This is a genomic window from Providencia hangzhouensis (assembly GCF_029193595.2).
GTDB lineage: Bacteria > Pseudomonadota > Gammaproteobacteria > Enterobacterales > Enterobacteriaceae > Providencia > Providencia hangzhouensis.
Genome location: NZ_CP135052.1, coordinates 1956920 through 1981166 on the forward strand (window position 1 = coordinate 1956920; position 24247 = coordinate 1981166).

The 24247-nt window shown below is 43.0% G+C and carries 22 protein-coding genes and 3 pseudogenes; 24 read left to right on the forward strand and 1 reads right to left on the reverse strand.

The genetic code is table 11. The features are described 5' to 3' along the window. Positions 1–382 precede the first annotated feature (382 nt). From PZ638_RS08650 to PZ638_RS08760, 24 genes and pseudogenes are all read left to right on the forward strand, one after another. Positions 383–886: a DUF1441 family protein gene (locus PZ638_RS08650; protein ID WP_096863825.1), complete on the forward strand. Its 504-nt coding sequence runs from the start codon at positions 383–385 to the stop codon at positions 884–886. After that, positions 883–2994: a phage terminase large subunit family protein gene (locus tag PZ638_RS08655; RefSeq protein WP_096863826.1), complete on the forward strand. Its 2112-nt coding sequence runs from the start codon at positions 883–885 to the stop codon at positions 2992–2994. The genes PZ638_RS08650 and PZ638_RS08655 overlap by 4 nt, the downstream gene beginning before the upstream one ends. Next, positions 2991–3206, forward strand: a complete 216-nt coding sequence (locus PZ638_RS08660; RefSeq protein WP_096863827.1) for a hypothetical protein — start codon at positions 2991–2993, stop codon at positions 3204–3206. Before PZ638_RS08655 ends, PZ638_RS08660 begins: the two co-directional genes overlap by 4 nt. Then, on the forward strand, positions 3203–4708 hold the full coding sequence (locus PZ638_RS08665) for a phage portal protein (RefSeq protein WP_096863828.1): 1506 nt from the start codon (positions 3203–3205) through the stop codon (positions 4706–4708). The genes PZ638_RS08660 and PZ638_RS08665 overlap by 4 nt, the downstream gene beginning before the upstream one ends. Next, a complete protein-coding gene (locus PZ638_RS08670; RefSeq protein WP_172767085.1) occupies positions 4653–6713 on the forward strand; it encodes a ClpP-like prohead protease/major capsid protein fusion protein in 2061 nt (686 codons plus the stop codon). Before PZ638_RS08665 ends, PZ638_RS08670 begins: the two co-directional genes overlap by 56 nt. An 82-nt stretch (positions 6714–6795) precedes the next feature. Further along, a complete protein-coding gene (locus PZ638_RS08675; protein WP_275612127.1) occupies positions 6796–7143 on the forward strand; it encodes a DUF2190 family protein in 348 nt (115 codons plus the stop codon). Between the two features lie 3 nt (positions 7144–7146). Beyond that, entirely contained in the window at positions 7147–7443 is a 297-nt protein-coding gene (locus PZ638_RS08680) for an ATP-binding protein (RefSeq protein ID WP_096863830.1), read from the forward strand. Continuing rightward, entirely contained in the window at positions 7421–7990 is a 570-nt protein-coding gene (locus PZ638_RS08685) for a phage tail protein (RefSeq protein WP_176489291.1), read from the forward strand. Before PZ638_RS08680 ends, PZ638_RS08685 begins: the two co-directional genes overlap by 23 nt. After that, positions 7983–8381, forward strand: coding sequence for a phage tail terminator protein (gpU, locus tag PZ638_RS08690; RefSeq protein WP_096863832.1), 399 nt, complete (start codon positions 7983–7985; stop codon positions 8379–8381). The genes PZ638_RS08685 and gpU overlap by 8 nt, the downstream gene beginning before the upstream one ends. A gap of 11 nt (positions 8382–8392) precedes the next feature. Continuing rightward, positions 8393–8884: pseudogene (locus PZ638_RS08695) on the forward strand (phage tail tube protein); the annotation flags it as partial. Between the two features lie 225 nt (positions 8885–9109). Then, positions 9110–9622, forward strand: coding sequence for a KilA-N domain-containing protein (locus tag PZ638_RS08700; protein ID WP_096863834.1), 513 nt, complete (start codon positions 9110–9112; stop codon positions 9620–9622). Positions 9623–9665: 43 nt separating this feature from the next. Next, complete coding sequence (locus PZ638_RS08705) at positions 9666–10049, forward strand: phage minor tail protein domain-containing protein (RefSeq protein ID WP_096863835.1); 384 nt, start codon at positions 9666–9668, stop codon at positions 10047–10049. A 14-nt stretch (positions 10050–10063) separates the two neighbouring features. Next, positions 10064–10387, forward strand: coding sequence for a phage tail assembly protein T (locus tag PZ638_RS08710; RefSeq protein WP_227528954.1), 324 nt, complete (start codon positions 10064–10066; stop codon positions 10385–10387). Next, on the forward strand, positions 10362–13427 hold the full coding sequence (locus PZ638_RS08715) for a phage tail tape measure protein (RefSeq protein ID WP_275612128.1): 3066 nt from the start codon (positions 10362–10364) through the stop codon (positions 13425–13427). The genes PZ638_RS08710 and PZ638_RS08715 overlap by 26 nt, the downstream gene beginning before the upstream one ends. A gap of 44 nt (positions 13428–13471) precedes the next feature. After that, the gene (locus tag PZ638_RS08720; protein ID WP_096863837.1) at positions 13472–13798 is read left to right on the forward strand and encodes a phage tail protein; all 327 of its coding nucleotides are present in this window, start codon (positions 13472–13474) and stop codon (positions 13796–13798) included. A 50-nt stretch (positions 13799–13848) separates the two neighbouring features. After that, positions 13849–14088 carry a hypothetical protein gene (locus PZ638_RS08725; protein ID WP_096863838.1) on the forward strand — a complete coding sequence of 80 codons (240 nt, stop codon included), beginning with the start codon at positions 13849–13851 and terminating at the stop codon, positions 14086–14088. 54 nt (positions 14089–14142) lie between these two features. Beyond that, positions 14143–14841: a phage minor tail protein L gene (locus PZ638_RS08730; RefSeq protein WP_096863839.1), complete on the forward strand. Its 699-nt coding sequence runs from the start codon at positions 14143–14145 to the stop codon at positions 14839–14841. Positions 14842–14849: 8 nt separating this feature from the next. Then, positions 14850–15578 (forward strand): C40 family peptidase, encoded by a 729-nt coding sequence (locus PZ638_RS08735; RefSeq protein ID WP_275612129.1) that lies wholly within the window; start codon positions 14850–14852, stop codon positions 15576–15578. Beyond that, positions 15482–16138: a tail assembly protein gene (locus PZ638_RS08740; protein WP_275612130.1), complete on the forward strand. Its 657-nt coding sequence runs from the start codon at positions 15482–15484 to the stop codon at positions 16136–16138. The genes PZ638_RS08735 and PZ638_RS08740 overlap by 97 nt, the downstream gene beginning before the upstream one ends. Positions 16139–16140: 2 nt before the next feature. Beyond that, positions 16141–18633, forward strand: a pseudogene (locus tag PZ638_RS21270) (TipJ family phage tail tip protein); the annotation flags it as partial. A gap of 1884 nt (positions 18634–20517) precedes the next feature. Then, positions 20518–20925: pseudogene (locus PZ638_RS21305) on the forward strand (phage tail tip fiber protein); the annotation flags it as partial. Continuing rightward, complete coding sequence (locus PZ638_RS08750; RefSeq protein ID WP_272674817.1) at positions 20922–22010, forward strand: hypothetical protein; 1089 nt, start codon at positions 20922–20924, stop codon at positions 22008–22010. The pseudogene PZ638_RS21305 and the gene PZ638_RS08750, both read left to right, overlap by 4 nt. A gap of 8 nt (positions 22011–22018) precedes the next feature. Further along, positions 22019–22174, forward strand: coding sequence for a hypothetical protein (locus tag PZ638_RS08755; RefSeq protein ID WP_172412321.1), 156 nt, complete (start codon positions 22019–22021; stop codon positions 22172–22174). 63 nt (positions 22175–22237) lie between these two features. Then, positions 22238–23704: a phage tail fiber protein gene (locus PZ638_RS08760; RefSeq protein WP_275612132.1), complete on the forward strand. Its 1467-nt coding sequence runs from the start codon at positions 22238–22240 to the stop codon at positions 23702–23704. An 18-nt stretch (positions 23705–23722) separates the two neighbouring features. Here the strand turns inward: PZ638_RS08760 and PZ638_RS08765 are convergent, their stop codons facing one another. Next, positions 23723–23935 carry a helix-turn-helix domain-containing protein gene (locus PZ638_RS08765; protein ID WP_272674209.1) on the reverse strand — a complete coding sequence of 71 codons (213 nt, stop codon included), beginning with the start codon at positions 23933–23935 and terminating at the stop codon, positions 23723–23725. Positions 23936–24247 lie beyond the last annotated feature (312 nt).

Sequence of the window (24247 nt, forward strand, 5' to 3'; positions counted from 1 at the left end):
CCCTAACCAATTCAGAGAACATCTGGACAAGCAACTAAATGATGGCGGTACAAATGTTAAAGGGTATCAACCCAAGCGGTCTAGCAACTCCAAGCCACTCCCACCACCAAAGAAACCTTAAACTCATTAGATTGATTAATTTTACGCATAATTCAAAAGGTACTCCTGAGGGGGCACCCTTACCACGAGGCGGCGCGCGCGCGGGAAACGGCTCATTTTCAATTTTTCATGCTGTCAGCAGCAGGTTAGTTAACTCTTTGATTTAGTTTGAAAATATCAATATTGAGGTGACAATTTTCAAAATGAGTTGTCACCTCAATGTGTTATATCCATCTGATAATAAATAAAAATATCAGTTTTCACCTGACAGAGTGAGGTGTCAATGTCCAACATCAGCAATCTGGGGGACGCCTACAACTGGAGCGTGGCTAAGATTGCTGAAGCATTCGGCTTAAATCGCGGAACAGTTAAAAAGCGATTGCTCGATGCAAATACTCCCATTGCCAATATTGTGCGAGGCAATCCCGTTTATGCTTTGCGAGATATCGGGCCGATACTTTTTGGTGCCGACCCCGATGTAAATACAAATAACCTTCAAGACCCCACGCTGATGCCACCTAAAGAGCGCAAGGATTGGTATCAGTCTGAAAATGAAAGAATTAAGCTGGAAACTACGCTTAAACAATTAGTTCCTGTTGCTGATGTGCATTTGGAAATGGCGGTGCTGGTTAAGGCAATAACCCAAGTTTTAGATACGTGGCCCGATAAATTAGAGCGAGATAAGGGGTGGAACGCGGAGCAGCTCACTGAGGTGCAAATCATTGTTGATGAATTACGGGATATTCTCGCTTCTCGCGTGATGGAAGCGGAGGATTTTGACGAATGACAGTAAATTATGCCTCAGCATCAACGGTAAGAAAGGATGTTGCATCCTTATTGAAAGCACCTCGTAGAATGCCAATTGCTCAGGCAGTAAAAAAATATATGCGCGTTCCCATGGGTGAAGGTTCATCAATACCGTGGGATGATTCATTAACTCCCTACATTATTGAACCCATGAACTGCCTTTCAGATCGCCGCTATGATTCGGTGATATTTGTTGGTCCAGCGCGTACGGGTAAATCACTGGGGTTAATTGATGGCTGGATTGTTTATGTCATTGTATGTGACCCCGCGGATTTTCTTCTTATCCAAATGACAGAAGAAAAAGCGCGAGAGCATTCTAAAAAGCGATTAGACAGAACCTTTCGCTCTAGTCGTGAAGTGGCTAAAAGACTAAGTCCACACCGCAATGATAACAACGTCCATGACAAAACATTTAGGGCAGGAAATTACTTAAAAATTGGTTGGCCATCCGTCAATATCATGTCCTCTTCGGATTATCGATTTGTGGCATTAACGGATTATGACCGATTTCCCGAAGATATTGACGGTGAGGGTGATGCTTATACATTAGCTGCAAAGCGTACAACCACATTTATGTCGGCAGGAAAAACGCTTGTAGAAAGCTCCCCAGGTCGAGAAATAACAGACAGCAAATGGCGACGAAATACACCTCATGAGGCACCACCTACAACGGGGATTTTGTCACTTTATAATCGGGGTGATCGCCGCCGCTGGTATTGGCCATGTCCGCATTGTTCGGAATATTTCTTGCCTATTCGAGAAAATATGGTGGGCTTTAGTGAGGGTGATGACCCAACAATGGGCAGCAAAGCCGCTCGATTACAATGCCCACACTGTATGGGAATTATCGAACCTGAACAGAAAAGAGAACTAAACAATAAAGGGGTCTGGCTTAGAGAGGGGCAGTCTATTGACCAAAATGGTGTTGTAACGGGTGAGCCAAGAGAGTCGCGCATTGCTTCATTTTGGATGGAAGGCCCCGCAGCAGCTTATCAAACATGGGAAAAGTTAGTTTATAACTTACTTAATGCGGAGCAGGAATACGAGCGAACCGGTAGTGAGGAAACACTAAAGTCCGTTATTAATACCGATTGGGGACAACCTTATTTACCAAAAATCAGTCAAGAGCAGCGAAGCGGCGATGATCTTAAAGCCCGAGCAGAGTATTGGGACTATGGTTCAGTGCCTAATGGCGTTCGTTTTCTTGTTGCAACTATTGACGTTCAGGGTGGTAAAAAGCGGCGTTTTGTCGTTCAGGTCACAGGCTATGGCACCAGAGGTGAGCGTTGGATAATTGACCGATTTGATATCACTCATTCACTAAGAACAAACGAAGATGGTGAATCGCTGCCCATTAATCCTTCATCTTACGCGGAGGACTGGGATGTTCTCATTACGGATGTGCTCGATAAAACTTACCCAATTCACGATCATGACAACGTTGAAATGGGCGTCCATTGCATGGCAATAGATACCGGTGGGGAAGAAGGGGTAACTGATAACGCGTATAAATTTTGGCGACAATGTAAGAAGGAAGGGTTAGCGAGGCGAGTTTATTTATTTAAGGGGGATGGTAAAGCGAAAAGCAAGCTCATTACTAAATCTTACCCTGATAACACTAACCGTTCAGATCGCCGAGCAAAAGCGCGGGGTGATGTACCCATTCATTTATTACAAACTAATGAGCTTAAGGATCGCATTTCTGCTCATCTTGGGCGAGACACCGTTGGCCCTAACTATATTCATTTTCCAGATTGGCTTGATGATTCCTTCTACGATGAATTGACGTATGAAGAGCGCGACAGTAACGGGAAATGGAGTAAACCGGGTAAAGGGGCTAACGAAGCATTTGACTTAATGGTCTATGCGCATGCGTTGGTAATTTTGCTTGGTTACGAAAAAATCAAATGGGAGAACCCGCCTAAATGGGCTCGGTTGCCGGATATCAGTGATGTTAAACCATCTCGTCCGGCGCCTAATCAACCTCCTCAAAAATCAACACAAATTCAAACAGAAACACAAGAAACCACACCTAGCACAAGCTCGGCATGGGCTCCTGTGTCTGCAACTTCAGGGGGATGGGTATGACCCGTGAGCAAATTAAAGAAATGCTAGATGCGTATTTAAAAGCAGAAATGGAAATACTGCAGGGGAAGAGTATTACATTTAATGGACAGTCAATGACAATGGAAAATCTTAGCGAGATCTGCAAGGGGCGGGAATATTGGGAGAGGCGATATTCACAAAGCAGTGCAACAAATCGCAGGTCACGCGGCTATAAATTAGCGAGGTTCCAATGAATTTTCTTGATAAAGCCATATCGGTGATTTCACCAGGATGGGCTAGTAGTCGTTTGCGCTCACGAAACCAAATCATGGCTTATGAAGCCGCAATGCCATCACGGCAACATAAAGCAAGGCGAGAGCCCCGTAATGCCAATCAATTAACACAAACTGGGGGAAAGTCATTGCGCGAGCAGGCGCGGTGGTTAGACAACAACCATGATCTTGTGATTGGTATCCTTGACAAAATGGAAGAGCGAGTTGTCGGCAGTAGAGGGATCATTGTTGAACCTCAGCCATTATCGCTAACAGGGCAAATTCATGAAGAACTAGCCAAACAAATAAGATCTGCTTGGGCTGAATGGTCAATTCGCCCAGAAGTGACAGGGCAATTTACCCGCCCAATGCTTGAGCGTCTTTTAGTCAGAACGTGGATACGCGATGGGGAGGTCTTTGCTCAATTGGTCAAAGGAAACCAAAAGGGGCTGGATAAACAAGCGGGGATCCCGTTTTGGTTGGAAGCACTTGAACCTGACTTTGTTCCTATTCATCTCGATGATACAGGGAAAAATATCCGGCAGGGGATCCAATTAAATAACTGGGGTCGCCCACAGTCCTATTCTGTTTACAAAAACCTGTTAACCGCAGGACAGCAAATGGGAGACCTAAAATCCATCCTCGCTGAAAACATGCTGCATATAAAATATGTACGGCGGTTACATCAGGTGCGTGGTGTCAGTTTATTTTCGGGTATCTTAATGCGCCTAAGCTCTTTGAAGGATTATGAGGACGCAGAGCTAACAGCGGCAAGGATTGCAGCTTCATTAGGGATGTACATTAAAAAAGGTGATGCTGGTTTATATGATGCCGATGAAGATAAAGAAGACCGAAATATCATCATTGAGCCGGGCATAATCTACGATGACTTATTGCCTGGTGAAGAAGTTGGCATGATCAAATCCGATAGGCCAAACCCAAACCTTGAAAATTTTAGAAACGGTCAGTTAAGAGCTGTTGCCGCCGGTAGTCGGGGGAGTTATTCCAGTATCGCTCGTGATTACAACGGAACATACAGCGCACAACGACAAGAGCTGGTGGAGTCATTTGAGGGTTATTACATTCTGCAAGATACCTTTTGCGGCTCAGTTAGTCGGCCTGTCTATCGGCAATGGCTACAAATGGCTATTGCATCTAGAGTGATTACCCTCCCTGCTGACGTTGACCTAAATTCACTTTATAACGCGACATACAACGGTCCTGTCATGCCATGGATTGATCCGCTTAAAGAATCAAATGCATGGAAGGCACAAATTCGTGGTGGTGCTGCGACAGAAAGTGATTGGGTTCGCGCTAGAGGTGGTAATCCAGCAGAAGTTAAACGCCGCCGTAAAGCGGAAATTGATGAAAATGAACGACTGGGGCTGAAATTTGATACTGACCCCGCTAACGACAAAGGTAACGACAATGCAGACGAGAAACACACATCTGATGCTACCAAAAAACAGCACGACGATGAGTAAACCGCTAATGTCGGCACCGGAGAAAAGCTGGTTTCAAATGAAGGCGACCAGTGAAACTTCAGCCGATATTTATATTTATGATGAAATTGGGATGTGGGGAATAAGTGCGAAGCGATTTACCGAAGATTTAATTTCTCTTGGCAATATTAACCATATCAACCTTCATATTCATTCGCCTGGTGGTGAAGTTTTTGAGGGTATTGCTATTTATAACCAGCTCAAAAATCACAATGCAACCATTACGGTTCATATCGATGGGCTAGCCGCTTCGATGGCGTCGGTTATTGCCATGGTAGGTGATGAAGTCAAAATGCCAAAAAACGCCATGATGATGATCCATAAGCCTTGGGGCGTGTCGTGGGGTGATGCCAATGATATGCGAGATTATGCCGACCTGCTCGATAAAGTCGAAAACGTCTTAATTCCTGCCTACATGGAGAAAACTGGGAAAACCAAAGAAGAAATTGAAGCCATGCTTGGCGAAGAGACATGGTTAACCGCAGAAGAGTGCGTGGAGCACGGTTTTGCTAATACTGTGATTGAGCCGGTTAAAGCCATGGCCAGTCTTTCATCTAAACGCATCGAGGAATTTAAATCCATGCCGAATTCATTAAAAAACACGTTAAAAAACAGCTTAGCTAACCCACGAAACACAACAACACCGGTAGATCCCGTACCGCAACCACAAAACCCAACCAATACACAACAACCAGATACTGCAGGCATTCAAGCGCAAGCACGACAAGCCGAGCAAACGCGCATGAATGACATTAAAGATCTATTTGCGATGTTTGGTGGTAAGCATGACAGCATCATGGTTGAGTGTCTGACAGATATCAACTGCACCGTCGAGCAAGCAAAAGACAAAATTTTGGATTTGGTAGCCAAAGAGGCGACACCAACAAATAAAAATAATTACGGTGCTCATATTTATGCAAATAACGGCAATATCGTGGGTGATAGCGTCCGTGCATCATTGATGGCACGTGCGGGATATGATGAAGCACATGCTGATAACCCTTATAACTGCATGACACTGCGCGAATTGGCTCGCATGTCATTAACGGATCGTGGCGTTGGTATTGCGACTCGTAACTCAATGCAAATGGTTGGCATGGCCTTTACTCACGGCACATCTGACTTTGGTAATATTTTGTTAGATGTAGCAAATAAATCTATTTTGCAAGGTTGGAATGAAGCGCCAGAAACGTTTGAAAAATGGACGAAAAAAGGGCATCTGGGTGACTTTAAAACGGCGACACGTGTTGGAATGGGTGGGTTTAACTCCATCCGTGAAGTTCGCGAAGGTGCAGAATACAAATACGTGACTACGGGTGACAAAAAGGCAACTATCGCACTGGCAACTTACGGTGAGTTATTCAGCATTACTCGCCAAGCTATCATTAACGATGATATGTCGATGCTCACTGACATTCCGATGAAACTAGGTCGTGCAGCCAAAGCGACCATTGGTGACTTGGTTTACGCTATTCTTATGGATAACGTAATTTTTAGCGGTGATAACATTAAAATGTTTGATGCAAAACACGCAAACTTAACCAGTGGCGGCATGGATGTTGATACGATTGCGGCTGCTTGTGCGTTAATGCAAGAGCAAAAAGAAGGTGAGCGTGAGTTAAATATTGAACCTGCATTTATGCTGGTTCCAACGGCCTTAGCAACTTCTGCCAAGCAAGTTATTGGTTCTAGCAGTGTTAAAGGTGCGGATATCAACGCGGGGATCATTAACCCAGTCAAAGATATTGTTGAAGTTATCCGTGAATCTCGTTTATCTCGTGGCGCGAGTAAAGATAAACCAACGTGGTTCCTGACCTCGGCACAAGGTACAGATACCATTGAAGTTGCTTACCTTGATGGTGTTGATACGCCTTACATTGACCAAGAAGAAGGATTCAGCTCTGACGGTGTAACCACTAAAGTTCGTATCGATGCAGGGGTTGCCCCAGTAGATTATCGCGGCATGGTTCGTGTTGATACGAAATAACCTTATTACAGGTTAAAACCCTCGCCCTAACGGGCTTTTTTTATACCTAAAATCTGGCTCCTCGGGGCCAGAAGGAGAAGTTATGGCTAAGAATTATCAACAACAAGGGTTAACTGTTGAAATTAAAAATACAGGTGCAACCGCTATTATCAGTGGCGATTTGGTCATGGTGGGTGCATTAGCTTGTATCGCTGCAACAAATATTGAACCAGGGGAAACTGGTGATGGATTTGCTGAAGGTGTCTTTTTACTAAAGAAAAAGGCGGGCGTTGCATTAACGGCAGGTCAAGCGGTGACAGGTGATAAAGGGGTTGTTGCAGATAAAGGCGGCGTTCCTGTTGGTATTACATGGGAGGCGGCTGAAGCTGGCGCGGAATTAGTACCCGTAAAACTTAATATTTTCCCAGTGGCAGCGGCAGCAGGTGGCTAATTTATGAGTGCGTTTGAGAGGTTAACAGATCGACTGGACGCACTCACCACTAAACGAATGGGAAAGCCTATATCTATTAACGGTATAGACCACATCGGGGTGGATTCTCACTTTTTACCTGAATTCGGCCCCGTCACAGGAGATGGGCTTTCTTATGTCATTTTTTCGACGGGTTATCAACCCAGAAAAAACGACAAAGTGGCTGCTGGTGGTTGCCATTATTTAGTGACTCGTTTTCAGCGATTTAATGGCAAGTGGATGATTTTTTTAGAGGATGATGACGATGAAGGGGAAGGATGAAGCGATTCGAAACCTTAACATTATTGTTGAGAAAGTCACTCCCGTTGCAACAGCTCAAGCGATAAATCGTATTGCTGCTCGAGCAGTAAGTCGCAGTGTTAAGCAAGTTTCTAAAGAAGTCAAAATCCAACAGAAGATCATCCGCAAGCGCGTAAGGCTCAAAAAGGCCAGTGCAAAGCATGGCACCCCTAAAGCGCGGATCACTGTGAACAGGGGGAATTTGCCCGCTATTGTACTTGGTACAGCGCGCGTTCAATTATCCCGAAGTCGAGGGATTGAGCGACGACATGGCAGTGTTTTAAAAGTGGGTAAATTCACCTTTAAAGGCGCATTTATTCAACAGTTAAAAAATGGTAAATGGCACGTCATGCAACGACTCAGTTTAAGTCGTTACCCGATTGATGTTGTTAAAATACCCGTTTCTAAACCGCTAACGGAAGCCTTTGAAGAGCATGCAGTTAAAGTCCGTGAGGAGGACATGAGTAAAGAAATGCGTGATGCCTTAAATAACCAATTACGGCTGTATTTTAAGGGGGGTAGTGATTAAGCACACCAAGATCCGCGAGCTAGTGATTGAGGGCCTCAAAGCTAGCATTCCAAAATTATCAACTTATGACGGGCGACCCGTCAACTTCGATGAAAATGAACTGCCTGTTGTTGCTGTTTATTTAACTGAGCCTCGCCCAGACCCAAAGTACCTTGATAGCAATCAATGGACAGCCATTCTTCATATTGAGCTGTTTTTAAAAGCGGCCAAAACCGATTCTGATTTAGATAAATGGGTAGAAGAAAAACTGTATCCAGCAATCAAAAACATAACCAATTTAGGTGACGTATTAACCGATATGACGCCAAGGGGGTTTGATTACGATCGCGATGATGAAATGGCGCTATGGGCTTCGGTTGATATAACTTACCAAATTGAATATGAAATGTAAGGAATTTTACGATGGCAAAAGTACCAAATCCACTGGAGCCCACAAAAGGGGCTGGCACCACACTTTGGGTATATACCGGAACGGATGACCCCACAAAGGATCCGTATCTTGATACAGGTTTTACTCGATTAGCTAGAATTAAATCACTAGAACCGGGTGAAATTACGGCGGCAAGTGAAGACGATAGCTATCTAGACGATCCCAATGGCGACTGGGAAAACACCACTCAGGGCGAAAAATCCTCGGGTGAAACCAGTGTGACCCTTGCATGGTTGCCGGGCGAAGAAGGGCAAAAAGACCTTGTTAAATGGTTTGATGAGGGAGTGCCACGCTTTTACAAAATCTTGTACCCAAATGGTACTCTGGACTTATTTAAGGGTTGGATTAGCAGCCTAGGTAAATCCATTCCGATTAAAGAAACCATGACGCGCACGGTAAAAATTAAAAATACCGGCCGCCCAACCATGGCAGAAGAAATCCCCCCAAAACCAGCGGGTAAAACAGTTACTCAACCAAAAGAGTAATAAATATTTAAATCAATCAAATAGCCACAGAAATGTGGCTTTTTATATGCATTTCACCCTGTGCACCGAAAGCACATTCACATGTTAAACATCGAGCCAAAATTTAGGTAATGAGCCTTTGAGGGGATCAGTTATAGCTGGTGTCGCTTCGATGGGCTGGTTTCCTATTTCGGCAAGGGTTCATTACTAAATAAGGTAAGCACCATGAAAGAATTATCAGTTTTTAATACACCAGTAAGAGTGGGTGATGATGGATATATATCAATCACTGATATTTGGAAGGCTGCAAAAGCATCAGGCATGAAAGTAGATAACTTACGGCCAGTTGACTTCCTAAGAAGCTCAGTAACTCAGTCATTTATCAATGAGTTAGTAAAAGGTGGAAATTCTACACCTTTTATAATCTCTAAAGGCCGTAATGGTGGAACATTTGCAACTAAGTTTTTGGCCTATGAATATGCAGGATATATCGACCCTGCATTTAAAGTTGGTGTTTACACCGTCCTAGATAAATATTTTTCAGGTGAGTTAATTTCAGTTGCTAGCTTTATGGCTGAAGCGAATATGGCTGCATATGTTTACAACCAAGAGGCCGCAATAGTTAGTGATTGTGGTCGAACAATGAATTATTGGGGTAGAGGGGGTAGAAAAGCTCACTTGCTACACAATAAACAAGAAGCAGAAAATAAACTGCAAATTGCACTGGATTATAAATAGGTCGCTCAGCGGCCTTTTTTATTATTAACGAAAAGGTATCGATATGTTTTTAAAGAAAAAAGAAATCAAAATTGGTGAAGAAGTTATCATTCTTTCTGAATTAACTGCCCTGCAGCGTGCTGAGTATTTTGAATTATTAGTCCATCAAGATAGTGAACTTGAAAACCTCAAAGGTCACGCGCTGGGAGCTAAAGCAAATCGACATGGCGTTGAGCAACTTACATGGATTGTCTCTCGCTCGATTTGGAACACTGATAGAAATCGCGACATTGAAACCATCTATCAGGAAATACTCGATAACTGGGGTGATTCAGCCTTAAAAGCCGCATTTGATACCGCCTCTAAACTAAGCGGCATGAGCAATGACAGCGACCCTAGTGAAAAAGAAGGGCAAGAAGCGCAGGAGCCTGAATCACTGGAAAAGTAGTCGCGCGTGAACGTGTGTTTGCTTTGCGACTGGCGCGTGAATTTGGGCGACCTGACTGGCGACGAATGCTAGATGAAATCAGTGCAACCGAGTATAGCGATTGGACCGACCATTTCAGCAAAGTACCGTTCACGCCTCAGCTTATTGATACCGAATTTGCTGCATTACAGAAAACCGTATTTCAGACCATGTTTGGTGGTGATACTGAGTTAACCGATTTTATGTTACTGACCGATGTAGAGGCGAGTGATACAGAAATGTCAGACGAAACACTGCAGACAATCGGCGAGGGAATTGTCGGAGGGGTGCGATATGAGCAACCAAATAGCGGATCTTGAGATTAAGATTGGCGTGAATACAACCGAATTCCTTGAGAAAGCTGGACGTGTTGAGCGTGAATTAAATAAGCAGGAGCGTGATGACCAGCGATTTGCGAAAATGCGTCAAGATGCATTGGACCGAATTGCAGCAAAGGAAAGTGAAAGGCAGAGGAAGCGGCAATCCCAACTCAAACAATTTAGTGATGCGTCCGCAGCAGCGCATCAACAAAAAATTTCAGAGCTTGAAGCAGAAGCACGGGCCGTTGAAAAGAATCACATAGATGTGAAGCGCATTTTTGAAGAAGAGATGCGTAAAGGAAAGCGCCCCGAATCAAATACTGGACTTGTTGCACAGTATGATGCGCAAATGGATGCATTGCAAAAGTACAATAAAGGACTTGAAGAAGCCCAAGCAATACGCCAGCGTCTTAACAGAGACTTACAAAACGGGCTCCTGGTTGGTAAAGAGTATGCGACACTTCAAAATCGAATCGGTGGGATAATTAAAACAACCACAAGAGCCGAAGAAGAGCAAACGCAGGCCAAGCAGCGTTTTATTAACAAGTTAAAAGAACAAGTGACTCAACAGAACTTGTCTCGCACTGAAATGTTACGTATTCAAGCAGCACAGCTTGGTGTTTCAAGTTCAGCTGATGTTTACATTCGCAAACTTGAAAAACAAAACGTAGCGTTAAAAGGTGTAACGATTAGCTCTGGCCAGTATCGCCAAGCAATGCGACAGTTGCCAATGCAAATGACCGATATTGTCACTTCTTTGGCTTCCGGCATGCCACCGTGGTTAGTAGCCGTTCAGCAGGGAGTGCAAATTAAAGACTCGTTTGGTGGGTTTGGTAATTCACTGAAAGCGATCACATCTTTAATCACACCATGGAAAGTGGCCATGTTTGGTGGTGCTGGTGCATTAACGGCATTTGGCGTTGCTGCTTATCAAGGGTCTAAAGAGCTCAGCGAGTACAATAAACAGCTTATTTTAACGGGCAACTATGCCGCTAAAACCAAAGGCCAACTTAATGAATTAGCAAGGTCACTTTCGGGTGACGGTATCACGCAGTACAAAATGGCTGATGCGCTGGCACAAGTGGTGGGTTCGGGTTCGTTCACTGGCTCACAGGTAGACATGGTTGCTGGCGTTGCGGCAAAAATGGAAAAGGCCACAGGCCAATCTATCGATGAAACTATCAAGCAATTTCAGCGACTCAAAGATCAGCCGGCTCAAGCTGTTATGGAATTGGATAAGTCTCTCCACTTTTTAACGGCAACGCAACTTGAGCAAATAACTACGCTTGAGGAGCAGGGGCGAACATCTGATGCTGCTAAGATTGCGATGGAATCTTATGCTAATTCAATGAGAGACAGGACATCTCAAATTAGTGAAAACTTGGGGACGTTAGAAACTGCATGGAAGTGGGTTGGTGAAGCGGCTCAAAATGCATGGGACAGAATGCTTAATGTTGGTCGATCTGTTTCTGTACAAGATAAATTAGATGCAAAGGTTCAGCAATTAGTAGCAGCCAAAAAAGAGCTAGAAATTGCTGAAAAAGGAGGCGCCCCTGATACAACAGGGTATGGTGTCGGAAGAAACTCTGAATCATTTTTAAATCAAAACGCTACAAGAAACTTAGAAGCAAACAAAGCGCTAGTTAAAAATCTAACATCTGAAGTTAAAAATCTGCAAAATCAGATAAGTAATGAGAAATCGTTTAATGCAGGTGCAAATGCTATTTCTGCGTTTAATGAGAAGATGAAGAAACAGCTTGAAGCTGATTTAGCGTTAAAAAAGAAATATGAGACATCAGAGGAAAAGCACCAAAGAGAACTCAAGAGAATTAGAAATGATGAACACGCCTCTCAGTCAGCAAAAGATCTAGCTATTCAGAGAGAAAATGAGCGGTATAAGAAAGAATTAGCACGTAAAACACCAAAAGGAAAAGCTTACAAGCCCGATATGGGCACTCGTCATGACGAATCTTCACAAGCGGAATTAACCTCTCTACAAGCGCAACTAAAGTTACTGCAACAACACCAAACAGCCACTGACTTTATTAGTCAGCAGCGTAAAAACTTACAGTTAGAACAGGCCAAATTTAATGTTTTAGAGGAGGCTAGCAAAACTCGTAAATTATCCCTTGATGAACAATCTTTATTAAAAAATAAAGAAAGTATTTTAGCCAATAAGATGAAATTAGCTGATTTGGGCGACCAAATCTCCAAGCAAGAACATCTTAATAAATTGCAAGATCAGGCTGATAAATACGTCAAACAGCAAGAAGCTCGCCAAAAAGCCATTGCGGATTCGCTGGGCAAATCGTCTTTAGAGCTTCAGCGGGCACTCGAAATAGAGCAATTGCGCTCAACCTATGGCAATACCCCGCAATGGGAAAAGGTAGAGGGTGCAAAATTATCGACTTTTGCCCAAGAAGATGCCGCAAAACAAGATTGGGCGGCTGGCATGAAAACAGCTTGGGGGGACTATCGGGACGCAGCCTTAGATGCTAATGGGCAAATTCAAAGCGTTACATCAGCGACATTAAATGGATTTAGTTCCACACTATCTAGCGTGCTAGTGGATGGACAGGCCAACTTTAAAGACTTCACTAAATCAATTTTGAAAATGCTAGCTGAAATTGCTATCAAAATGAGCATTGTTAAAGGTTTTGAAGCTTTTGGGTTTGGTGGTGTGACCGCTAATGCAAAAGGGGGTGTATACAACTCTCCTGGTCTTAGTGCGTACAGTGGGCAAATTGTATCGAAGCCAACTTTATTCCCGTTTGCTTGTGGCGCTGGATTAATGGGTGAAGCAGGGCCAGAGGCGATATTACCTTTACGCCGAGGAATTGATGGGAAATTGGGGGTTGTAGCTGCAAGCGGTCCAACGGGCGGTGAGGTTAATCAAACTTTCCAAATTAATATTCAAAATGATGCTAGCAACGGGGAAATTGGGCCGAATGCAGTTAAACAAATTTTGAATTTAGTGGAGCAAAAAACCAAGCAAGTTATGATAAAAGAACGCCGTGATGGTGGTTCGTTTCAAGCGTAACATAATATGAAGCCCTCTGTTGAGGGCTGAATAATGGAGGGTTAATGGAAACATTTAACTGGCCTATTAAACCGGGGATGGGAACAGAATCCTCCCCCCGAGTGAGATCTGTTAGTTTTGGTGATGGGTATGAACAACGTAAACCTGATGGGCTAAACTCACAGCTTGAAAAATTCAATGTGAACCTATCTCTTACGCCAGAAAAGGCCAATCAGGCGTTAGATTTTTTAAAACGCCATGGCGGGGTGAAATCATTTTTATTTCAACCCACTAAAAACAAGCCTGCTGTTGTAGTTGTTTGCAGAAAATGGTCTTCAGATAGCGGCAATATCCGCAAAACAATAAGTGCCGAATTTGAACAGGTAGTTTAATGGGATAAGATATGATCTGTTTAGCAATCTAATTTTATTGGGGTTCTAAAGTGAAATCATATAAATACATTATCGGTTTTGCGGTTGGCTTTCTATTACTATATTTAGCGATACCTAGTACTAATGAGTCACCAAAAGATAAAGAGAAAAGTAAGGACAGAGATGTAATAAAACTTTGTTGGAAAGATTATGAGAAAAAATCTCTTTCACCAGAGACTAAGCAATTCGTTGCTTCCGTGTGTGAAAAGAAAGAGGATGATTTTCAAAAAAAATATGGTGTAAAACCATAATGTTACATCTTTCAAAACAGCCACCTTCGGGTGGTTTTTTTATGGGTAAAATAAATGCAAAACATCCCACCAGAATTGCTTATCGCGACAACGAAACTTGAAGCAGAAGCAGAAATTATACTCTATGAAATAGATCTAACAAATATAGGTGGAATTCGGTATCGATTCCACAACGGTACCAATGAATCATCAGGACCGGTTATTTGGCAAGGCCAAGAATATGAACCTTACCCAATCATGGGGGATGGGTTTGATTTAAATGGCAAGGGTCCATCGACTCGCCCAACTATTTCACTGTCTAATTTGTTCGGCCTAATTTTTGGTATCGCTAGTCGCCTAAACTCAGGGTTAGGGGGTATTGTTATTCGCCGTAAAACAACAGCACAATTCCTCGATGCAGCGAATTTTGCTGGTGGTAATGACAATGCAGATCCAACGCAAGAGCAAGTTAGTCGCTGGGTGATTGAGCAACTAACCAGCCTCAATGCTGAAACAGCAACATGGGAACTTGCTGCCCCAACGGAAACGGATGGCGCCACTTTTCCAGCTCGAGTCATTCTTTCTGATGTATGTAATTTTGGCTATCGCTCTGAAGAGTGCGGCTATAAGGGTGCGCCGGTTGCTGATGAGCTCGGCAACCCAACTCAAGACCCCAGTAAAGATAAATGCGGTAAGCGCTTATCTGATTGTAAATTAAGGAATAACGCACACCGAATAGGCTGCTTCCTCTCTTCGTCTCGCCTCAGTCAATAAGGATCGCCATGTTAGAACAAACTATTTTGGAACATGCAAAACGCATGGCGCCACAGGAATCGTGTGGCCTTGTGATTATTCAAGACGGTACCGAGATTTATATTCCTTGTGAAAACCAACATATCGACCCTGAAAATCATTTTTCAATTGCGGCTGAAGACTACATTCAAGCCAGCCAAATAGGTGAAGTCATCGCGATTGTTCACAGTCACCCCGGCGGCAATCCCTATTTAAGTTCAGCAGATAGAGCGCACCAGTTAAAAACAAACCTCCCCTGGTGGTTGGTTTGCGATGAAAAAATTATCAAATTTGAGTGTGTGCCAAAGTTATTAGGCCGTGAGTTTATTCATGGCTCTACAGATTGTTATAGCCTATTCCGTGACGCTTACCATTTAGCCGGTTGCTCATTGCCAGACTTTGACCGTGAAGACAATTGGTGGCGGAAAGGGAAGGAGCTCTATTTAGATAACTTAGCGGAAAATGGCTTTAAGCAAGTCAAAAGAGATATCCAGCCCGGCGATATTATTTTGTGTTGCTATGCCAGTTCCCGCGCAAATCATGCCGCAATCTACTTGGGCGACCAAACTATTTTGCATCACGTTCCTAATCAATTGAGTAAGCGAGAGGTTTATAACGAAAGATGGCAACGAATGACTCACTCGATTTGGCGCTACCGCGACTGGCAACCATCCGCTTTTATGGGGATCTGCAACGATTTGGCCGTCGATTTGATTTAAATATTAAAACCGCAGCTGAAGGGCTTCATGCCTTATTTCTTCAAATTCCCAATCTAAAACAACAATTCCGTGATGGCTGGTACCAAATTCGCATTAGCGGATCCGATGTTAACCCCAGCGAATTACATCAGCGTGTCCATGAACCTCTGATGGCAAATGCGGTAATTCACATCGTTCCGCGTATCGAGGGTGCAAAAACAGGGGGTGCATTTCAATTTATTGCCGGCGCAGCCGTTTTGGCGATCGGGTGGTGGAACCCTGCAGGCTGGAGTTTTGGCGCGTCGATGATGCTGGCAGGTGGTGCAATGATGATTGGTGGGGTCGCGCAAATGTTAACGCCGATACCTAAGCCTGCCAATTTGTCGCGTTCTGAAGAAGAAAAAGGGAACACGTACTTCAGCAATCTCGAAAACGCAGTGGCGCAGGGGATGGCGGTACCGGTTGCTTATGGTGAAATTATGTGCGGCTCAAGGGTGATTTCACAAGCAATTGAAATCATGGATGACGGTGACGCAAAAGATATTGATGTGGGCAAACACGGTGGTAGTGGGGAGACGTAATCATGGGTAAAGGCGGCGGTAAACAACATACTCCTTATGAGGCGCCAAACGATTTAACATCACGGCAGAAATTATCAATTATTGATTTAGTGAGTGAAGGTCCAATTGAGGGGCCGGTTGGCGATTTAAAGGGGGTTTATCTTAATAATACTCCCGTTATTGACTCCTCTGGTAACAGTAATGTAAACGGTATTACTGCTCAGTGGGTGTCAGGCACTTTAGAGCAACCAGTCTTAGAGGGGTTTTCATCGTCATCAAGTGAAACCCCTGTCAGTATTGAAATCAAAAAAAGCACACCTGTAACTCGCACAATAACTTCACGAAACATTGACCGCTTACGGTTAACGTTTGGTACCCAAGCGTTGGTTGAAGTGAAAGATAATGGGGATCGTGTTGGTACATCGGTTGAGTTACAAATTCAGGTGCAACGTAATGGTTCGTGGGTAACTGAAAAAAATATCACTATCCGTGGTAAAAGGAGTAATTCCCCATACCTAATGGCTGTGATTATCGATAAGTTGCCACCGCCACCTTTTAGCATTCGCATGGTTCGTCTAACGCCAGATAGTAACAGCGATAAATTACAAAATAATACTATTTGGTCAAGTTACACCGAAATCACCGATATTAATCAAACCTATCCGGGCTCAGCAGTCGCGGGTCTAACGTTTGAAAGTGAACAGTTTGGTAATCAATATCCTACACGTAACTATTTAGTTCGGGGGCTGATTGTTCAAGTGCCGAACAATTATAATCCTGAAACTCGCGTATACAGTGGCATTTGGGATGGAACGTTTAAGCCTGCGTATACCAATAATCCTGCGTGGGTGCTGTATAGCTTATTAACAACGAAGCGATTTGGGCTAGGTAAAAGACTGAAAATAGCTGAGGTTGATAAGTTTGCGCTTTACGTTATTGGTCAATATTGCGATCAACTGGTACCTGATGGCTTCGGTAATAAAGAGCCTCGAGTCACCTGCAATGCTTATATTACTGATATTCGAAAAGCTTATGATTACTTCAGTGACCTGTGCTCAATAATGCGCATCATGCCTGTGTGGAACGGGCTACAAATGACATTTGTTCAAGATCGTCCTAGTGATGTTGTTTGGCCTTACACAAATGCAAACGTGGTTAATGGTCGTTTCCACTACAGCTTCAGTCCATTAAAAGCCCGTCATACCGTTATTGAAGTACGTTTTATTGATCCGCAAAACGGTTGGAAAACTAGCGTTGAGCAAGTCTCTGATGATGCATTAGTTGCTCAGTTTGGCCTTAACGTGCTTCGAGTTGATGCATTTGGCTGCACAAGCCGTGGACAAGCTCGGCGTTATGGTCTGTGGATATTATTGACAGAAAAATTAGAAACTCAGACCGTTGAGTTTGAGGTGGGCGCGGAAGGGCTACGCCATACTCCCGGTGACATTATCGAAATTATGGACAACGACTGGGTAGATGGTGAGGATCCTATTGGTGGTAGGCTCATTGGTATTGATGCCACTCAAAAAGTTTTAACACTCGATAGAGAAGTAATAAAACCCAAATCTGGTACCGCTTTTATTTCGTTAATGAATGCCACTGGCCGTTATGAACGCGTAAAAGTGACAGGATACTTAGGCAACAATCAAATTAAAGTTGAATCGGTACCAAAAGGTGTCGCCACAAAATCGGTATGGGGTATTAACCAGCCTGATTTGGCTCGTCGCTTATTTAGGGCGATTACGATTTCTGATAAGGGTGATGGCACTTATGGTGTTATTGCAGTTCAGCATATTCCCGAAAAAGAGGCCATGGTTGACCAGGGGATAAAATTTGAGCCATTGCCCGATACGCCATTGGGCGGCTACATTCCCCCAGTTGAAAACCTCTCTGTTGAAGTCAGTGCAGATAGTGACAACTGGCAAGTGGAAGCCAACTGGACAACCGCAACGGCGGTTCGAGGTGTTGATTTTGTCCTCAAACTAACTCAAGCGGGGCGTATTGTTGGTACCGCGAAAACCCAAGAAAACCGTTATCGCATTGGTAATTTACCGCAAGGGAATTACCTGCTTTCTGTGGCGCCACAAAATAAAGATGGGCAAAAAGGTGAACAAGCCTCAGTTTCATTTGATATTAACCCACCGCCCCCACCGTCTTATATCGATGTTGAGCCGGGCTTTTTCAGTTTAGGGATTATCCCTCATGTAGGTGGGCAAAATGCGCTGCGCCTGCAGTATGAGTTTTGGTTTTCTGAAAAGCAGATTGCGAATATCAATGAGGTTGAGTTACTAGCCGAATATCTCGGCAACGGTACAATGTGGGTGATTCAAGGAAGGAAACTTAAAGCTGGCCAGACATATTACGTTTATGTCAGAACCGTGAACCCAGTGGGTAAATCGCAGTTTGTTGAAGCTAGCGGCAAGCCGGAGGATCGGGCTGATGAAATATTGGAAGTTATCGGTGATAAATTCCTCAGCAACGAGGCCGGTCAGAAACTGCAGGAGCAAATCAACTTCAATAAGGATCACATTGAAGACTTAACGCTCGAACAACTCGAAATTAAGCATGACATTATCAATGTTGATAGCAAGACAATTGACTTAAATAACAAAGTTGTTCAAATCAATACTGATGTTGCAATTGTGAATGAAGCTGTCATGCAGAATGCAATTAGCTTAAATAATGTCACTTTTAGATTAATGGAGGAAGAAGGTACTCGAAAAGCAGAAATACTCGATGTTCGCGAGATTATTATTGATGATCAAAAAGCCTTTACGCGTTATCAATCTCAAGTTTCTAGTCAGTTTGAGTATGTTGGCGCAGATGTCTATAACTTGCAGCAATCATTAGCGACAACAAATGAAGCTTTTGCTCAGCAAATGAGCCAAGTTCGTGCTGATTTAAACGCAACAAACGATGGTATGGGCAAAATTGCTGCACGTGTGACGACAAACGAAGAAGCTACGGCAAATATCGAGAAGTCACAGGCGAAGTTTGAACAAGTGACACTCGCAGAATTCGAATATCAGCGTGCGTATATTAATCAAATCAGCAGTGCCTTTTCAGATCAGCAAATGTCAATGTCAGAAGCAATTATGCAGACGACAGCACAATTTAACTCTTTGAATGATAAACAGCTAAAATCCGAAGCGAAAATCACGAAAAATGAGAAAGCGATTGCAACAGAGACAGAAGCCCGTGCAACGATGGGTGTTCAGCTAGAAGCGCGCATTGATAGCAATGAAAGCGGAATAACTGAAATAAAAGAAACTGTCGCGGAGCAGGGTAAAACAATTGCGTCAACGACTGAGCAATTGCGTGCTGAAATTAAAACAGGTGACGACAAGCTGCAGGAGGGGATTGATAACCAAGGGCGTGAATTATCAAAAATAAGCAGTAGTGTTGATGAGCAAAAAACAGCTATTGCAGAACTTGATAAAACACAAACAGAGCTCAAGCAAACTCAACAAAGTAATTATGAAGAGAACAATGCACACATTGCTAATCTTCAGCAAACTATTGCTAACAGTGACAGTGCTAACGCTGAAGCAATTATGCAAACCACAGCGCAAACAACACTTAATCATAATGAAAACTTGAAAGTTAAAGCTAGTGTCGAACGACAACAGAAAGCAATCGCTAATCAGCAAGAAGCCCACGCTGAGCTTTCTGAGAAAGTCGATGCACAGTATGCAGACAATCAAGCGACTTTTGTTGATATCAGAAAATCTCAAGCTGATGATAAAAAAGCGGCTTCTGAGCACACTGAGCAAGTGCGTGCAGAGCTTGGCAAAGATATCAATGCTAACAAAGAAGAGTTATCTAACATTAATGCCGTAGTGACTCAGCACACCGAGTCTATTGCAACATTAGATGAAACGACAACACAGATTAAACAGACGCAACAGAGTCAGCACGAAGAGACCCAAGCAAGCATCGGCAAGTTAACTGAAACGACCGCAAATACTGACAAAGCATTAACGGAGGCAAAGGAACAGTCAAAAGCACGCTTTGAAGATAATGAGGCATCAATCAATCATATCGAACAAACGATGGCAAACACCGAGGGCTCACAAGTTGAAGCTATCGGGCAGTTAACAGCCCAGCAGAACGTGCAAGGCACAGAACTTTTACGGGCTAAAGCGTCAATCACTCGTATTGATAAAGTTGTTGCTGATAACAATCATGCGTTTGCACAGTCGATAGAAAAGTTAGAAACACAGTTTGATGATGTTAATGCGAGGATAACAACACTCAAGAAAACAGTTTCTGATAATGAAAAAGCACAAGCGGAGGTTAACGAACTCATTAAATCAGAAATTGGCGATAACAAAGCGGCAATTGAACTGCGTGGGCAAACTGTTTTCGATCACAAAGGGAATGGTTCTGCGATTTATACAATCAAGACCGGTATTAACTGGAACGGCCAATATTATGACGCCAAATTCATGATGGGGGCCACCGTTAAAAACGGTAAGGTCGTGACTCAAATTGGTTTCAGCGCAGATACTTTCGGTATTTTCAATCCATCAAGCGGCAAGTTAGAGCCCGTATTTTTTGTCGAAAATGGTCAGGTGTTTATCAATGAAGCGTTTATTAACAAGGCCACAATTGAAAAAATCATTGTGGGGACGGATATGCGTTCAAAAAACTACGTGCCCGGCAAGTCTGGTATGCGCATTGATATGGAAAATGGGATATTTGAAACGAATAGCAACGAAGGTGATTATTCTGTCATTCGCAATAGCAAAGGGGATTACTTTAAATATAAAAATACATACATCATAGAGTTAGGGTGGTTCTTATGATTGATAACCTGTATGGATTAAAAATTCGCAATCCTGATGGTAGTGAGTTTGTTTTTAATGAACGCACAGCCCCAGCAACAAATCTTTGGACCCGTTATGTGAAAAGAAGTGACGGTCTATCTCCAGATGGTGGTTGGCTAACATACAAATGGAATTGCCCCAATGAAATACCTGAAGGATATGGGTTTCAAGTAGTTTCTTTGAGTGCAGCAGAGGTGACATTTACACAAAGTGGCGATAGGCGCTACGTATCTGGGACAAAGGACAAAATCGCTTATAGCTCAAATGGCAGGAAAGTCACTGTGATGGGGATGATGGATTATGACCTCAACTATGTAAAAATTATTGCATTCCCGACAATCGAATCCCAAAAATCGACCAGTGGTTTTGGGTTAAAAGTGATGGGAAGTTCTATTTTTCTTGAGAATACACCGCCTCTTGGTTATGCATATGCGACTCATAAAGCCAAAGTGTATATTACGGATGCATTTAATATCGGGAATACTTTCCCCGGGTTAACAATTGAGAATGCCGTATTTTTCTTTTACACCGATGATAATAAATCATTTATCCGACTAGAGGCATCTAACGTGCAAAGCTGGGAGGAATTAAAGTGGTGGCGGTATGTTAGCCGAAATCGAAACAGCACCAACATTACAGCGTATTCACCTGCGTGGTATTGGGTTGTTGCTTTTACAAACGTGCAACAAGCTCAACTCAACACCTCGGGTTTTGGCTTAAAAATCCGCAACCTCGAGGGGAAAGTGACGTTTAACTCCCAGATGGGGGTAATGACTAGGCCTATTACCGTTCCGGGAAATCAAATACCGCTAGGTTCAGGTATTGATATTGATTCCATTCGTCGGCCCATGTACACACCGACAAAGGTCGGGGAGATATTCAGCAGTGATGGTGGTTTAGGCTGGTGGCGAGACCTGAATATAGGGAATTTAGGTGAGTCTCAAATCAGTTTGTTTCAAACCAGTACTTCTCAACAGCGTGGTTATCATGGCAATCAAACGATAGCCCGAACTGCAACCCCCGCTATTTTTCTAGACGCTGCTGATTATTTTTCTTTTCCATAGGTAACCATATGAAAAAAATTAAATATGCGATATTCGCAGGAATAGTCGTGCTTATTGCTGCGTGCAAATCCCCTGTAACAGTCACACACGAAGTTTGTGAAGGGCTATTTGTTATCACGCAATCTGATGCAAATGAGTTTAAACAACACCACTGTATGAAATAAGCAAATGAACACCTACAGGCCGCTTAATTGCGGTTTTTTTGTATCTAAATTTCGGAGAATCCTATGTACAACACAGGCACAGTCACAACAACAGCAAATAGCACTAAAGTAACTGGCACAAACACAAAGTGGAAAGACAACAACTCACTTGTATCAGCAGAGCAAGTTATTTTAATTCAAAACGGAACGACTGTTTACATTAACAGTATCGCATCAATTCAAAGTGACACTGAGTTAACATTATCTTTCGCGGCTCCAGCGGCCGTAAAAAATGGCACATATCGGATATTAACAACGATGGTGAACTCTATTTCTGATGCTGCAAACAAGCTAGTTGCAATGAACAATGCAAATGCAGTATTTAGTGAAGTTTTGAATCGAATGTTTACAGAAACGGGAATTATCACAGTTGTATTACCTGACGGGACGACATTAAAAACAAAAACATTCGCTGAAATGGATAAGCGGCTAGATGGGAAGTTTGATAAAACAGGTGGTTCAGTTGAGGGAGGTCTTTCGGCTACAGGTGCAATTCAAACATCTGGTGGGCAAGTAACGGCGCACACTGCTGGTGGAGTAGGTGCACAGTTAGATAGTAGAGGCGATATAGCAAAAATAAGGTCGAGGAATAAAAACGGAACGTGGTTTGACCATAGCATCCCTGAAACATCAGGAACATTAATGCAAGTTGGTGATTATGGCTGGGGGGGCTTAGGCTTAGAGCTTAAACAATCAACTGCTGAAATGGAAAGTTATCTTAAAAATTCGTCCACAGCCTCTCAAATTTTTAGAAATACAGTAAATACATCATCATATTCGGATGTTTGGTCCCCGCTCATTTACGCAAAAACGGGCGGAACTTGGTTTAGTGTTAGCGTGAGCTATCAGTCTGGGATTATGAAAATTGGGTATGGTGATGGTTCATCTTCAACATCTGCAATCATGTATAACACAAAAAATACAACTAAAGACTCAAACGGCAACTTAAAAGCAGCCTCCCCGGTAGTAAAACTCTTCTCTGATGACATTGAGTTAAACGACGAATCTGAAGGCGTTGAAATGGAGCACCTTGGTGTTGGCCATTACCTCATTAAAGGCGTTGTAGGCTTTAATGCAGATGGTGCATGGGGTATCAATAACGGCTTTGTCATTCCTCAAGACCATAACGGTAAAAACATGGTTCTCATTGATTACGAGGTGAGACCAGATGGTGATATTGAAGTTTTTGTTTTCCACCAACAGAACGCAGATATGCCAGAACGTTTCCAGAACAAGCGCATTAAGCACTTTGATGAAGAAGGCGTGCCTGTTTACTTCGAAAACTACGAACCTTGTGACGTACCTGAATCGCGCTGGATAGATATGCGTGTCGAAATGCCACCTAACTCCACCTACAATCAAAAGCAAGCTGAAGCACAGAGACTCGCTAAGCTAGAAGCAGAGCGATTAGCGCAAGAAGAAGCTAAACGTGCAGCAGAGGAAGCGGAAAGGGCGGAGCAGGAAGCTGCGGAACAGATGGAAAAACAATAAGCCGCATAATTGCGGCAATTAAGAATGATGCAAAGATAGCAAGCTACTCACTTCTACGTCGAGTAGTTTTGCTATCGTTAGTAAATCGTCTACATACAGAGGGTTAGTGCCGTTTTCACACTGAATATATTCATCTTCTGTAATTGTTAGCGATCTAACTATTTCGTCTGTTGAAATACCTTTAGCTAACCGAGTTATTTTAATAAACTCACCTACAGCTTTATTTGACATCGCGATTCCTGTTTTCAGATTTAATAGCTGCATTGTTGAAATGCACATTAAGAAAATCGAATATCGATTCTCTTTTTTGTATGTTTAGCATTGATATATTAATAACTTGTGTCATTGAGAGTATAAAAGTATTTATAGAAAAATCCATGTTTTCTATCTCTGTTTTGTAGAAAACATAAATAAGCGATTGTTCTGTGTGGGATGGCTCTCTGTTTTCGTTGATACAATTGAGTGCTAATAAAATAAGTTGAGTTTTGTTCATAAATCCCCCGATTAAGTGTGGGCGAATTCTAAACAGTCAGACACTGAAGA